This is a genomic window from Streptomyces parvus (genome assembly GCF_032121415.1).
GTDB lineage: Bacteria > Actinomycetota > Actinomycetes > Streptomycetales > Streptomycetaceae > Streptomyces > Streptomyces globisporus_A.
The window spans coordinates 6,564,613-6,576,576 of record NZ_CP135079.1; the positions used below are offsets into that span (position 1 = coordinate 6,564,613).

Sequence of the window (11,964 nt, forward strand, 5' to 3'; positions counted from 1 at the left end):
GAGCGGCGGAATCGGACAAGAGGAATAGGAAAAATGGTGGCAGAGTGGCCACATGGATGATCGGGTAGCGGGTGCCCTGTCACTCCCCGAAGACTGGCCCGCCCACCCGGACCTCAGCCTCGCCCTGAACCGTATGGGCAGCTTCGACTGGGATCTTGACACCGGCCTCATGCACATGGACCGGACCGCCCTGGACGTGTTCGACCTGACCCCGGACGAATACGACGACCGGCCGGCCTCGCTGTCGGCGCGCGTGCCGACGGATGAGGCCCAGCGCCTGGACGGGCTGGTCTCGCACGCCCTGAAGAGCGGGCGCACCAACTACGGCGCGTACTTCCGCATCCAGCGGCGCGACGGCACCCTGCGCTGGACCCACACCCAGGGCTTCGTCCGCCGGGACGGGACCGGACGCCCGCGCCGCATCATCGGGATCGTCCGCGACGCCACCCAGGAACTGGCCGACTCCACCGCGCGGCGCGAACTGGACGAGGAGCGCCGTCGGCGCACCAGCCTGGTCGAGGGCACCACCGCCGCCCTGGCCCACGCCCGCACGGTCAAGGACGTCATCGCCGTCCTCAAGAACTCCCAGGGCCTCGCCCACCTCGGAGCCACCAGCCTCGTCATGGGCCTGCTGGAGTCCGGCCGCATCCACCTGGTGGCCGACGGCCCCGAGGGCGCGTACGTCCCCGGAACCCGGTACACCCGGGTGGACGAGCAGTACCCGATGAGCGAAGTGGTCCGCACGCTGTCCCCGCGCTTCATCGAGTCCGCCGAGGACTTCGCCGCCTCCTTCCCGATCCTGTGGCCCAACATCAGCCACCTCGGGATCACCTCCGCGGCCTATATGCCGCTGATCGCCCAGGCCCGCCCGATCGGCGCACTCGGCCTGCTCTACCGCGACAAGGACGGCTTCACCGCCGACGAACGCAATCTGCTCATGGCGCTCGGCACCTCGATCGCACAGAGCCTCCAGCGCGCGATGCTCTACGAACAGGAGCACGACCTCGCCGAGGGCCTCCAGCAGGCCATGCTGCCGCGCCGGATCCCGTCCGTGCCCGGGGCGCAGGTCGCCGTCCGCTACCGCTCGGCCCGCCTCGGCCGGGACATCGGCGGCGACTGGTACGACCTGATCCCGCTCCCCGGCGGCCGGGTCGGCGCCGTCATCGGGGACGTCCAGGGGCACGACACCCACGCCGCCGCCGTCATGGGGCAGCTCAGGATCGTGCTGCGCGCGTACGCCGCAGAAGGGCACAGCCCCGCGACGGTCATGGCGCGCGCCTCCGTCTTCCTGCACGAGCTGGACACCGACCGCTTCGCCACCTGCACCTACGCCGAGGTCGACCTCACCACCGGGGTCGTGCAGGTGGTCCGCGCCGGGCACGTGGACCCGTTGGTGCGGGACGTGGACGGGAGCTGCCGCCGCGTGGTGTCCGAGGGCGGTCTCCCGCTCGGCCTCTCGGCGGAGTTCGGGCGGCTGGAGTATCCGGTCTCCACGGTCGAACTGGACCCCGGACAGACGATGATCCTGTTCACCGACGGTCTCGTCGAACTGCCGGGCTCCGACCTCGACGAAGGCATGCAGCGGCTCACCTCCCTCGTCGCCAACGGTCCCCAGGACCTGCAGAGACTGGCCGACCAGCTCTGCGACGCGGTCGACGGGCGCGGCGGCCAGGACGATGTCGCGGTCCTGCTGCTGCGCCGCCGGGCCGCGCACGCCCCGCAGCCGGGCGGCCGGCTCCAGCAGCACGTCGCCCAGAACGATCCCGAGGCGTTGACCTCGGCCCGGCACATGATCCGGGCCGCGGTCCGGGCGTGGGGCGCGAAGGACCGGGCCGACGAGATCGAGCTCGCGGCCGACGAGCTGATCACCAACGCGCTGATGCACACCGACGGCGGGGCCGTCGTGACGATCCGGGTGCTGGCCGGAACCGAGCGACGGCTGCGCGTCGACGTCGAGGACCGCTCCAGCGCCCTGCCCCGGCGCCGCGACGCGGGGGAGGACGGGGTGTCGGGGCGCGGCCTGATGCTGGTCGACCGGCTGGCCGACGTCTGGGGCGTGGAGTCGCGGGGCAGCGGCAAATGCGTGTGGTGCGAGTTCCTCGTCCCGAGCCGCTGAGGGCCGGTCCCGGGTATCCCGTACGCGCGTGACCGACGCGCCGATGTAACAGTACGTAATATGTCTGTGCTTGACCGTGACCGACCGCAAACGATTGACTGCGAGGGGCCTCCCCACCCCGGCCCCGCCGCTTCGATGACATGAGGCCCCCGTTGAGTACCGAGCTTCTCGCCCCGCTCGACCTTGCTTTCTGGCACCTCGAATCGGACGCCCATCCGATGCATCTGGGCGCGCTCGCCGTGTTCGCCCCGGCGCCCGGCGTCGGCCCGGAGCGGATCCTCGACCTGCTCGGGACCCGCGCCGCCGCGATTCCCCGGCTGCGCATGGGCGTACGGGACGTCCTGCTGCCGGTCGGTGGCAAGGCCTGGACGGTGGACAAGGACTTCGACGTGCACCGGCACGTCGAGCGGGTCGTCGTGGCCGACGGCGACTTCATGGCGGGTGCCACGCGGCTGGCCGGCGAACTGATGGAGCGGCCGCTCGGGCGCGGGCTGCCGCCCTGGCGGATGTACCTGCTCTGCGGCCCGGAGGCCGGGCCCTTCGCCGTCCTGGTCAAGCTGCACCACGCCCTGGCCGACGGGATGCGGGCGGTCGCGATCGGGGCCGGGATCTTCGACGAGATCGCCGCCGTCACCAGCGCCCGCACGACCGCCCGGGGCCGCCCCGCCGTTCCGCCCCGCTCCTGGCTGCCCGACCCCCGGGAGATGGCGGGCATGGCGCTCGGGCGGATCGGCGAGGTCGGCCGGGCACTCGGCGTGGGGGCCTCCGTCGTCCGCGCCGGCCGCCTCGACCTCTGGGGCCCCTCCGCCCTCACCGCACCCTCCAGCGGGACCCGGCGTCTGGCCACCGCCGACCTCGACGCCGGGGAACTCCAGCGGATCCGGCGCGCCGAAGGCGGCACGGCCAACGACATCCTCCTCGCCCTCGTCGCCGGGGCTCTGCGCCGCTGGATGGCCGAGCGGGGCGAGTCCCTGCCCGCCTCCGACCCGCGCGCCCTGGTGCCCGTCTCACGGCGCCGGCCCGGCGGGGCCGCCACCTCCGGCAACCGGCTCTCCGCCTATCTGCTGGGCTTGCCGGTCACCGCGGCCGATCCGCGGGAACGGCTCAGGGCCGTCCGGATCGCGATGGACCGCAACAAGGCGGCGGGCCCCCTGAAGGGCGCCGGGGCCGTCGCCGTACTCGCCGACCAACTGCCGCCGCTGGCCCACCGGTTCGGCGCGCCGCTGGCGGCCAACGCCGCCCGCATGCTCTTCGACGTGCTGGTCACCAGCGTGCCGCTGCCCCGCTCCGCGCTCTCGCTGGGCGGCTGCCCGCTGACCGCCCTCTACCCCATGGCGCCGCTGGCCCGGGGCCAGTCCCTGGCGGTCGCCCTCTCCACCTACGGGGGGCGGGTGCACGTGGGCCTGGTGGCCGACGGCAAGGCGCTGCCCGACCTGGACCGGCTCGCCGCGGCGGTGGAGGACGAGTTCACTGAGCTGTACGCCCTCGTCACCGGCACGGACCGCGCACCGGTGTCCTGACAGGCAGCGGCGTACCGGCTGCGGCAGGCTTGAGCCATGCCCGAACTGCCCGAAGTCGAAGCCCTGCGGGTCTTCCTCGACGACCACCTGGTCGGCAAGGAGATCGCCCGCGTGCTGCCCCTGGCGATCAGCGTCCTGAAGACGTACGACCCGCCACTGACCGCCCTGGAGGGCACGAGGGTCACCTCGGTCGCCCGGCACGGCAAGTTCCTCGACATCGAGGCGGGTGGACTCCACCTCTGCACCCACCTCGCCCGGGCGGGCTGGCTCCGCTGGAAGGACTCCTTCCACGCCGCCCCGCCCCGGCCCGGCAAGGGGCCGCTCGCCCTGCGGCTGGTGACCACGGACGGCGACGGCTTCGACCTGACCGAGATGGGCACCAAGAAGAGCCTCTCGGTCCACCTCGTCCACGACCCCATGGACGTCCCCGGCATCGCCCGTCTCGGCCCCGACCCGCTCGCCGACGCCTTCGACCGCGACGGGTTCGCGGCGCTGCTCACGGGGGAGCGCCGCCAGATCAAGGGCGCGCTGCGCGACCAGTCGCTGATCGCGGGCATCGGCAACGCCTACAGCGACGAGATCCTGCACGTGGCGAAGATGTCCCCCTTCAAGCGGACCGCCGACCTGACCGAGGACGACGTCACCCGGCTGTACACGGCGCTGCGCACCACCCTGCGGGACGCCGTGGAGCGCTCCAGCGGGGTGGAGGCGGGGAAACTGAAGGCGGAGAAGAAGACCGGGATGCGGGTCCACGGACGCACCGGCGAGGCATGCCCGGTCTGCGGGGACACCATCCTGGAGGTCTCCTTCAGCGACTCCTCGCTCCAGTACTGCCCCACCTGCCAGACGGGCGGGAAGCCGCTGGCCGACCGCAGGCTCTCCAAGTTCCTCAAGTAGCCGCGGACCCGCACTCCTGAAGGGATCCGCCCGCTCACCGAGTCACCGTCACCAGCCGCCGCCCGTCCGCCGTGCGCACCTCGAAGTGGTCGATGCCCTCCGGCCGCAGCGCCGCCCCGCCCGACACCTCCACCGGACCGTCCTCCGCGCCCCCGGCCGACCAGCTGCCCACCGTCTCCTCGCTGCCGTCCCGGCCCACCGCGACCAGAGCGCACGCCCCCACCACCGGAACCCGCGCCACCTCCAGCGCGACCGCCGTCCCCCACTCGCGCCCCGCGGCCGTCACCACCGCGGCCACCCCCGACGCCCCGTCCGTCCCGGACCACCGCTGCGTGCCCGCCCCCTCCGCCGGACCGCCCGACAGCCCGGTCACCGCCGCCGGGCCGCCCACCGCCAGCACCACCGAGGCCGCCACCAGGGCGAGCCGCCGCCGGCCCGCCCTGCGCCGCCCCGCCGCCACGGCGGCCGTCAGGCGCTCCGCGAGCCCCGGCCCCGGGGCCACCGGCGGCCCCACCACCGCCAGACCGTCCCGCACCCCGGCGAACTCGCCCGCCCGCATCCGGCACCCGGGGCACCGGGCCAGATGCTCCTCGAAGCGGAAGGCATCGGCGCTCCCGAGCACACCCAGCGCATAGGCCCCCACCCGGACGTGGGGTTCGGTCGTCTGCATGTACTGCGGTACGGGAACAGGCCACGCATCACTCAAGCCATCGGCCTTGATACGCCCTAAACTCCGGCCTCATGCTGCGCGTACTCGCCGTCGACGACGAACAACCCGCCCTGGAGGAACTCCTCTACCTCCTGCGCGCCGACCCCCGTGTCCGCAGCGCCGAGGGAGCCACCGGTGCGACCGAGGCACTGCGCCGCATCGGCAGCGCGGTGGACGCGGGCCCCGACGACCCGTCCGCGATCGACGTGGTCTTCCTCGACATCCACATGGCCGGTCTCACCGGGCTCGACGTCGCCCAGCTCCTCGCCGGATTCGCCGCGCCCCCGCTCATCGTCTTCGTCACCGCGCACGAGGGCTTCGCCGTCCACGCCTTCGACCTCAAGGCCGTCGACTACGTCCTCAAACCGGTCCGCCGTGAACGCCTGGCCGAAGCCGTCCGCCGGGTCGCCGAACAGGTGGGGGACCGGTCCGCACCCGTCCACGACAGCGCGGGCGACCAGATCCCGGTCGAGCTCGGCGGCGTCATCCGCTTCATCCCCATCGACGAGATCGCGTACGCCGAGGCGCAGGGCGACTACGCCCGCCTGCACACCGCCGGCGGCAGCCATCTCGTCCGCATCCCGCTCACCACCCTGGAGGAACGCTGGCGCTCCCGCGGCTTCGTCCGGATCCACCGCCGCCATCTCGTGGCGCTGGGCCGGATCGACGAACTGCGCCTGGACGCGGGCAGCATGAGCGTGCGCATCGGGGAGGCCGAGCTCGCCGTCAGCCGCCGCCACACCCGTGCCCTGCGCGACCTCCTGATGCGTCAGGGCGGCCGCTGACCTGGGGAGACCTTCCGAGGGCCCTTCCCAGCACCACCCGGCGACGCCTACACTCCGAGCCCATGTCCGCAGAGCCAGCCCCCCGGCGCGAAGTGGTCACGGGAGAGCCGCGGCGGGTGCGCCCGCTGCCCCGCTACCGCACCCAGTCGGAGATCGACGAGCAGACCGCCCTCGGCGGTGCCTATGTGCGCTCGCTGATGCGCGGCCAGCTGCGCGCCGGGCTCACCGTCTTCGGCGTCCTCGCCCTCGTCGCGGGCACCCTGCCCCTCCTGTTCGAGGCGCTGAACAGCTCCGCCCTGGTCTGGGCGGTCCTCGGCTTCGCCACCTACCCCCCGCTCGTCCTGGCCGCCTGGTGGTACGTCCGCAGGGCTGAACGCAACGAACGCGACTTCGCCCGGCTGGTGGAGGGGCGCCCCGCCCCGTGAGCCCCCCCGACCACATGGCGTCCTGGGTGGCGGTCGCCCTCGTCGTCCTCGCCACCGTCCTCGTCGGCGGCTTCGGCCTGCGCATCTCCCGTACGACCTCCGACTTCTACGTCGCCTCCCGAACCGTGCGGCCCCGTCTCAACGCCGCCGCGATCAGCGGCGAATACCTCTCGGCCGCCTCCTTCCTCGGCGTCGCCGGGCTCGTCCTCGTCCACGGCCCCGACATGCTCTGGTACCCGGTCGGCTACACCGCCGGATTCCTGGTGCTGCTGGTCTTCGTCGCCGCACCGCTGCGCCGTTCCGGGGCGTACACCCTGCCGGACTTCGCCGAGGGCCGACTCGAATCACGGCAGGTCCGCCGCCTCGTCAGCGCCCTGGTCGTCGGGGCGGGCTGGCTCTACCTCGTACCGCAGCTCCAGGGCGCGGGGCTGACGTTGAAGATCCTCACCGGCGCCCCCGGCTGGCTCGGCGACGTGCTCGTCGCCACGGTCGTCGCCGCCGCCGTCGCGGCCGGCGGCATGCGCTCCATCACCTTCGTCCAGGTCTTCCAGTACTGGCTCAAGCTCACCGCCCTCCTCGTCCCCGCCCTCTTCCTGGTCCTCGCCTGGCAGGGCGACGGCCGCCCCCGGGTCAGCCTCGACGACCAGCTCGCCGTCTTCCGCGCCGACCACCCGCTGTACGCGACGTACGGGCTGATCGTGGCGACCTTCCTCGGCACCATGGGCCTGCCGCATGTCGTCGTCCGCTTCTACACCAGCCCCAACGGCCGCGACGCCCGCCGCACCACCGTCGCCGTCCTCGCCCTGGTCGGCCTCTTCTACCTGCTGCCGCCGATCTACGGGGCGCTCGGCCGGCTCTACACCCCCGAACTGCGGTACGGGGGAGACGCGGACGCCGCCGTCCTGCTGCTGCCCGGCCGGGTCATCGGCGGACTCGGCGGGGACTTCCTCGGGGCGCTGATCGCCGGCGGAGCCTTCGCCGCGTTCCTGTCCACCGCCTCCGGGCTCACCATGGCCGTCGCCGGGGTCATCACCCAGGACGTCCTGCCCTCGCGCGGGGTACGCCACTTCCGGCTCGCCACCGTCCTCGCCATCGCCGTGCCGCTCGCCGGCTCCCTCCTGGTGAGCCGGGTGCCGGTGGCCGACGCGGTGGGCATGGCCTTCGCCGTCTCCGCCTCCTCCTTCTGCCCGCTGCTCGTCCTCGGCATCTGGTGGCGGCGCCTCACCCCGCCCGGAGCCGTCGCGGGACTCCTGCTCGGCGGCGGGTCCGCGCTCCTTGCCGTGGCCATCACCGTCAGCGGCGCCGTACGTCCACCGGGCTGGCCCCACGCCCTGCTCGCCTGGCCTGCCGTCTGGTCCGTCCCCGTGGGCTTCCTCGCGATGATCCTCGTCTCGCTCGCCACCCCGGGGCGCATCCCCACGGGCACCAATGCCGCGATGACCCGCTTCCACCTCCCCGAAGCCCTCTCCTCGGCGCGGGCCGCAGCGGGGAGAGAGCGATGACCGGGGCCGCGGTCGCGGTGGTCGTCGTCCTCGCCGCGCTGCTGCTCGGCGCAGGCTATCTGCTGGGCCGCCGCACCGCCCGTCCGGTGCGCCCCAGCGATGTCGGCACGCCCGTCGAGCACGCCACCTTCGAGACCCTGCACACCGCGTCGCTGGCCGCCCCGCCGCTGCGGTCCGGGCTCACCGAGGAGAGCGCCCGGCGGGCCGCCCGCAGGCTGCGCTCCCTCCTCGGCACCGACGCCCTCTGCCTCACCGACCGGGAGCGGGTGCTGGTCTGGGACGGTGCCGGGCACCACCACGGCAAGGAGGTGATGGAGCATCTGAAGGTGCTGCTCGACAACGGCCGCGACACCGCCTTCGACAGTGGCTGCGGTGACCTCGACTGCCCGCTGCGCTGGGCCGTCGCCGTCCCGCTCACCGTCGAGAACCGGGTCCTGGGCGCGCTCGTCGCCTACGCCCCGCGTGAGTCGGCGGTGCTGGCCCGGGCCGCGGGGGAGGTGGCGCGCTGGGTCTGCGTCCAGCTGGAACTGGCCGAGCTGGACCGCTCCCGTACGCAGCTGATCGAGGCCGAGATCAAGGCGCTACGGGCGCAGATCTCCCCGCACTTCATCTTCAACTCGCTTGCCGCCATCGCCTCGTTCGTCCGCACCGACCCCGAGCAAGCCCGTGAACTGCTCTTGGAATTCGCTGACTTCACCCGCTACTCGTTCCGCCGGCATGGGGAGTTCACCACCCTGGCGGACGAACTGCACTCCATCGACCAGTACTTGGCCCTCGTCCGCGCCCGCTTCGGTGAACGCCTCGCTGTGACCCTCCAGGTCGCCCCCGAGGTGCTGCCGGTCGCGCTGCCGTTCCTGTGTCTCCAGCCGCTGGTGGAGAACGCCGTCAAGCACGGCCTCGAAGGGGCGGTCACCCGCAGCCGGATCACCATCAGCGCCCTGGACGCCGGATCGGAGGCCGAGGTGGTCATCGAGGACGACGGGACGGGGATGGACCCCGAGCGGCTGCGGCAGATCCTGCGCGGCGAGGGCGACGCCTCCACCGGCATCGGCCTGCTCAACGTCGACGAGCGGCTGCGCCAGGTCTACGGGGACGACTACGGGCTCGTCATCGAGACCGGGCTCGGGGCGGGCATGAAGGTCACGCTGCGGCTGCCCAAGTACCGCGCCGGGGTGCACGGTTCCTGACCCCACCCGGCGCGGGCTCAGCACAGATGGACGGCCAGATGCCCCAGTGGCAGACCCAACTGCCAGGCGGGCGTCCAGATGCGGACCTCCTGGTCGCCGCCCGCCGCGCCGGCCGCGGCCTCCCAGGGGGCGGGGCCGATCGCGTCCAGGTCCGCCGCGAGCAGTTCGGTCTCCTCCAGCCAGCGCCAGGCCGCTCGGGCCAGCGCCAGATCGGGGTCGCCGGGGTCGGCGCACCGCTCCGCCTGCGCCAGCCGCTCGCATATCCAGCTGCGCCAGGTGCCCTCGTACGCCGTGAGCACGCGCAGTTCGTCGACCCGCGGCTCGGGCAGGGCCCGCAGGGCGGGCGCGTCCCGGGGAAACTCGCACAGGAACATCGTCAGAGCCAGGGCGTCCCGCCCCGCCCGGAACTCCAGCGTCGTCGGCTCCATCAGATCGCCGGTCCGCAGCAGCTCGTCGGCCAGACACTCGGTGGTCAGCCAGGTCATCGGCACCCGGAGCCCGTTCCCACCGGCCTCATCCGTATCCTCGGGACGCATCCCGTCTCGCCTCTTTCCTTGCTCGGTACCGGGCTTCACGCAGCATTGAACCGGGGGCGGACGCCCCGCGTGGGCAGAAGGGGAGGATCGCCCAGGAGATGCGAGGCTGCGAATGAGTGCCGACCCCGGCGACGACCCGCATGTGCGCCTGCTGCTGGGTGCGTACGTCCTGGACGCCCTGGACGCCGAGGAGACCTGCCGCGTCGCCCGTCACCTCCAGGTCTGCGACGGCTGCGCCCGGGTCTATGCGGAGGTGGCCGAGGCCGCCGGCCTGCTGGCGCTGCTCCGGGCGGAGGACCTGCGGGAGTAGCCGGGCAGTGTGCGCGCGAGGACCCGCAGAGCGTAGTACGAACGGGACTTGACGGTCCCCGCCGGGATCCCGAGCACCTCGGCGGTCTCACCGACGCTCAGCCCGCGGAAGTAGATCTGCACCAGCACCGCGCGGTGCTCGGGGCTCAGCGTGCGGACCGCCTCCCGGACGTCCAGGGTGCGCACGGCGCGGTCCGCGGTGTCCAGGGCGTCCGGGGTGCTCTCCAGCACCGTGTCGCTGACCTCGACGGGGCGGGCCTGGCGGGAGCGCCGCGCGTCGATGGCGAGGCGGCGGCCGACGGTGAACAGCCACGGCCGCATCGAGTCGTAGGGCGCGTCGAACGCCTCGGGGTGCTGCCAGGCACGGACGAGCGTCTCCTGCACCAGGTCCTCGGCCCGCTGTCGGTCCCCGAAGGTGAGACCGAGGAGGAAGTGGAACAGGGCGGGGCCGTGTTCCCGCTGCATCTCCGCCAGGGTCCGTTCGTCGGTCGTCGTGGTGGTCTTCATGAACGTCCTCTCCCGCCGAGGCCCCTGACGGCCGCGTTGCCGACTGGCGTATCCGAACGCATTCGGCGGCGTGGGAACAGGCGGTGCACCGAGGCGTGCGACGAGCGGTCGCTCAGTGCGGCGAATGGTGCGGTGAACGGTCGAGGGGCCGTCGGGGTCGGCCGGTACGACCAGTTCAGCTAGGTATGCGGCAATGCTCCTTGCTTATACGATATGAAAATCTGTGTAGTCGGATGGTCGTAATCATCCGAACATGGAGTCGAGCAGATGACGCAGCGCATCCGACCGGGCACCGTGGCCGCCATCGCCCTCCTGCTCGCCGCGGCCACCGGCTGCACCGGGCACCAGCCCCCGACCCCCGCGCCGAGCGGACCGCCCGCCGCCCGGGGCGCGGGCAGCCAGGGCGCCGACGGGCCCCGCCCGTTCACGCTCCTCGCCGCGGGCGACGTCCTGCCGCACTCCTCGGTCATCGAACAGGCCGCCGCCGACGCGGGCGGCGCCGGCTACGACTTCGCCCCGATGCTGGCCGGGGTCGCCCCGGTCGTCTCCGGCGCGGACCTGGCGTTCTGTCATATGGAGACCGTGTACGGGAAGGAGGGCGGACCCTACACCGGATACCCGAGCTTCAAGTCGCCCCCCGAGATCGCCACCGCCCTGCGCACCACCGGGTTCGACTCCTGTTCCACCGCCTCCAACCACACCCTCGACGACGGGGCCGAGGGGGTCCGGCGCACCCTCGACGCCCTGGACGAGGCGGGCATCCGGCACGCCGGTTCCGCCCGCACCGCCGCCGAGGCCGCCCGGCCCACCATCCTGCCCGCCGGACCGGGGAAGGGTGCGGCCAAGGTCGCCCACCTCGCGTACACCTACGGCACCAACGACATCCCGCTGCCCGCCGGCCGGCCCTGGACGGTCGACGTCACCGACGAGCGGAAGATCGTCGCGGAGGCCAGGGCGGCCCGCCGGGCCGGCGCCGACATCGTCGTCCTCTCCGCCCACTGGGGCACCGAATGGCAGGACGAGCCCGACGCGCAGCAACGGGAGCTCGCCGAACGGCTCACCGCCTCCACCGACGAGGGCCGCCCCGACATCGACCTCATCATCGGCACCCACGCCCATGTGCCCCAGGCGTACGAGAAGGTCAACGGCACCTGGGTGGTCTACGGCATGGGCGACCAGATCGCCGGAGCGATGATCAACTACGAGGGTGCCCAGGACCCGCGCGGCAACCAGAGCTCGATGGGCCGCTTCACCTTCGCACCGCCCGCCGAACCGGGTGAGCGCTGGAAGGTGAAGAAGGCGGAGTTCGTCCCGCAGTGGTACGACACCGTCACCGGCCGCGCCGTCAACCTCAACGCCTCCCTCGACGAAGGGGCCGAGCATCTGCGCGAGGTCCGCGACCGTATCCGTACCGTCGTCCTCGGCCGGGGAGCGGACGAGGACGGGCTCCTCATGGGCAAGTAGCGGTCGT

Annotated in this window: 12 protein-coding genes; 9 read left to right on the forward strand and 3 right to left on the reverse strand. The window is 73.1% G+C overall.

Features of this window, described 5'->3' with window-relative positions:
* The first annotated feature begins 52 nt into the window (after window positions 1-52).
* From RNL97_RS30425 to RNL97_RS30435, 3 genes are all read left to right on the forward strand, one after another.
* Window positions 53-2,116: a SpoIIE family protein phosphatase gene (locus RNL97_RS30425; RefSeq protein WP_030584597.1), complete on the forward strand. Its 2,064-nt coding sequence runs from the start codon at window positions 53-55 to the stop codon at window positions 2,114-2,116.
* A gap of 152 nt (window positions 2,117-2,268) precedes the next feature.
* Complete coding sequence (locus tag RNL97_RS30430) at window positions 2,269-3,636, forward strand: wax ester/triacylglycerol synthase family O-acyltransferase (protein ID WP_243315968.1); 1,368 nt, start codon at window positions 2,269-2,271, stop codon at window positions 3,634-3,636.
* 36 nt (window positions 3,637-3,672) lie between these two features.
* Complete coding sequence (locus RNL97_RS30435; RefSeq protein WP_313751441.1) at window positions 3,673-4,533, forward strand: Fpg/Nei family DNA glycosylase; 861 nt, start codon at window positions 3,673-3,675, stop codon at window positions 4,531-4,533.
* A gap of 34 nt (window positions 4,534-4,567) precedes the next feature.
* Here RNL97_RS30435 and RNL97_RS30440 read toward each other — a convergent pair whose 3' ends face one another.
* Window positions 4,568-5,203 (reverse strand): zf-HC2 domain-containing protein, encoded by a 636-nt coding sequence (locus RNL97_RS30440; protein ID WP_313751442.1) that lies wholly within the window; start codon window positions 5,201-5,203, stop codon window positions 4,568-4,570.
* Between the two features lie 71 nt (window positions 5,204-5,274).
* On the opposite strand from RNL97_RS30440, the gene RNL97_RS30445 reads away from it, so the two are divergent.
* The 4 genes from RNL97_RS30445 (at window position 5,275) to RNL97_RS30460 (ending at window position 9,141) form a co-directional block, all read left to right on the forward strand.
* On the forward strand, window positions 5,275-6,027 hold the full coding sequence (locus RNL97_RS30445) for a LytR/AlgR family response regulator transcription factor (RefSeq protein WP_030584585.1): 753 nt from the start codon (window positions 5,275-5,277) through the stop codon (window positions 6,025-6,027).
* Window positions 6,028-6,089: 62 nt separating this feature from the next.
* The gene (locus tag RNL97_RS30450) at window positions 6,090-6,452 is read left to right on the forward strand and encodes a hypothetical protein (protein ID WP_030584582.1); all 363 of its coding nucleotides are present in this window, start codon (window positions 6,090-6,092) and stop codon (window positions 6,450-6,452) included.
* Window positions 6,449-7,954 carry a sodium/solute symporter gene (locus RNL97_RS30455; protein WP_030584579.1) on the forward strand — a complete coding sequence of 502 codons (1,506 nt, stop codon included), beginning with the start codon at window positions 6,449-6,451 and terminating at the stop codon, window positions 7,952-7,954. The genes RNL97_RS30450 and RNL97_RS30455 overlap by 4 nt, the downstream gene beginning before the upstream one ends.
* The gene (locus tag RNL97_RS30460; RefSeq protein WP_030584577.1) at window positions 7,951-9,141 is read left to right on the forward strand and encodes a sensor histidine kinase; all 1,191 of its coding nucleotides are present in this window, start codon (window positions 7,951-7,953) and stop codon (window positions 9,139-9,141) included. The genes RNL97_RS30455 and RNL97_RS30460 overlap by 4 nt, the downstream gene beginning before the upstream one ends.
* Before the next feature lie 17 nt (window positions 9,142-9,158).
* Here RNL97_RS30460 and RNL97_RS30465 read toward each other — a convergent pair whose 3' ends face one another.
* A complete protein-coding gene (locus tag RNL97_RS30465; protein WP_313751444.1) occupies window positions 9,159-9,677 on the reverse strand; it encodes a hypothetical protein in 519 nt (172 codons plus the stop codon).
* Window positions 9,678-9,789: 112 nt separating this feature from the next.
* Here RNL97_RS30465 and RNL97_RS30470 point away from each other — a divergent pair, with 112 nt between their 5' ends.
* The gene (locus RNL97_RS30470; RefSeq protein WP_030584571.1) at window positions 9,790-9,987 is read left to right on the forward strand and encodes a zf-HC2 domain-containing protein; all 198 of its coding nucleotides are present in this window, start codon (window positions 9,790-9,792) and stop codon (window positions 9,985-9,987) included.
* Here the strand turns inward: RNL97_RS30470 and RNL97_RS30475 are convergent.
* Window positions 9,921-10,493, reverse strand: a complete 573-nt coding sequence (locus RNL97_RS30475) for a sigma-70 family RNA polymerase sigma factor (protein ID WP_030584568.1) — start codon at window positions 10,491-10,493, stop codon at window positions 9,921-9,923. The two genes, RNL97_RS30470 and RNL97_RS30475, sit on opposite strands and share 67 nt — an antisense overlap.
* A 267-nt stretch (window positions 10,494-10,760) precedes the next feature.
* On the opposite strand from RNL97_RS30475, the gene RNL97_RS30480 reads away from it, so the two are divergent.
* Window positions 10,761-11,957 carry a CapA family protein gene (locus RNL97_RS30480; RefSeq protein ID WP_030584565.1) on the forward strand — a complete coding sequence of 399 codons (1,197 nt, stop codon included), beginning with the start codon at window positions 10,761-10,763 and terminating at the stop codon, window positions 11,955-11,957.
* The last annotated feature ends 7 nt before the right edge of the window (window positions 11,958-11,964 follow it).

Excerpts from the sequence above, each read along its gene's own strand:
- RNL97_RS30440 (WP_313751442.1), bottom strand. The coding sequence starts at position 5,203 with ATGCAGACGACCGAACCCCACGTCCGGGTGGGGGCCTATGCGCTGGGT.
- RNL97_RS30445 (WP_030584585.1), top strand. The coding sequence starts at position 5,275 with ATGCTGCGCGTACTCGCCGTCGACGACGAACAACCCGCCCTGGAGGAA.
- RNL97_RS30435 (WP_313751441.1), top strand. The coding sequence starts at position 3,673 with ATGCCCGAACTGCCCGAAGTCGAAGCCCTGCGGGTCTTCCTCGACGAC.
- RNL97_RS30425 (WP_030584597.1), top strand. The coding sequence starts at position 53 with ATGGATGATCGGGTAGCGGGTGCCCTGTCACTCCCCGAAGACTGGCCC.
- RNL97_RS30450 (WP_030584582.1), top strand. The coding sequence starts at position 6,090 with ATGTCCGCAGAGCCAGCCCCCCGGCGCGAAGTGGTCACGGGAGAGCCG.
- RNL97_RS30465 (WP_313751444.1), bottom strand. The coding sequence starts at position 9,677 with ATGCGTCCCGAGGATACGGATGAGGCCGGTGGGAACGGGCTCCGGGTG.
- RNL97_RS30480 (WP_030584565.1), top strand. The coding sequence starts at position 10,761 with ATGACGCAGCGCATCCGACCGGGCACCGTGGCCGCCATCGCCCTCCTG.
- RNL97_RS30470 (WP_030584571.1), top strand. The coding sequence starts at position 9,790 with ATGAGTGCCGACCCCGGCGACGACCCGCATGTGCGCCTGCTGCTGGGT.
- RNL97_RS30475 (WP_030584568.1), bottom strand. The coding sequence starts at position 10,493 with ATGAAGACCACCACGACGACCGACGAACGGACCCTGGCGGAGATGCAG.
- RNL97_RS30460 (WP_030584577.1), top strand. The coding sequence starts at position 7,951 with ATGACCGGGGCCGCGGTCGCGGTGGTCGTCGTCCTCGCCGCGCTGCTG.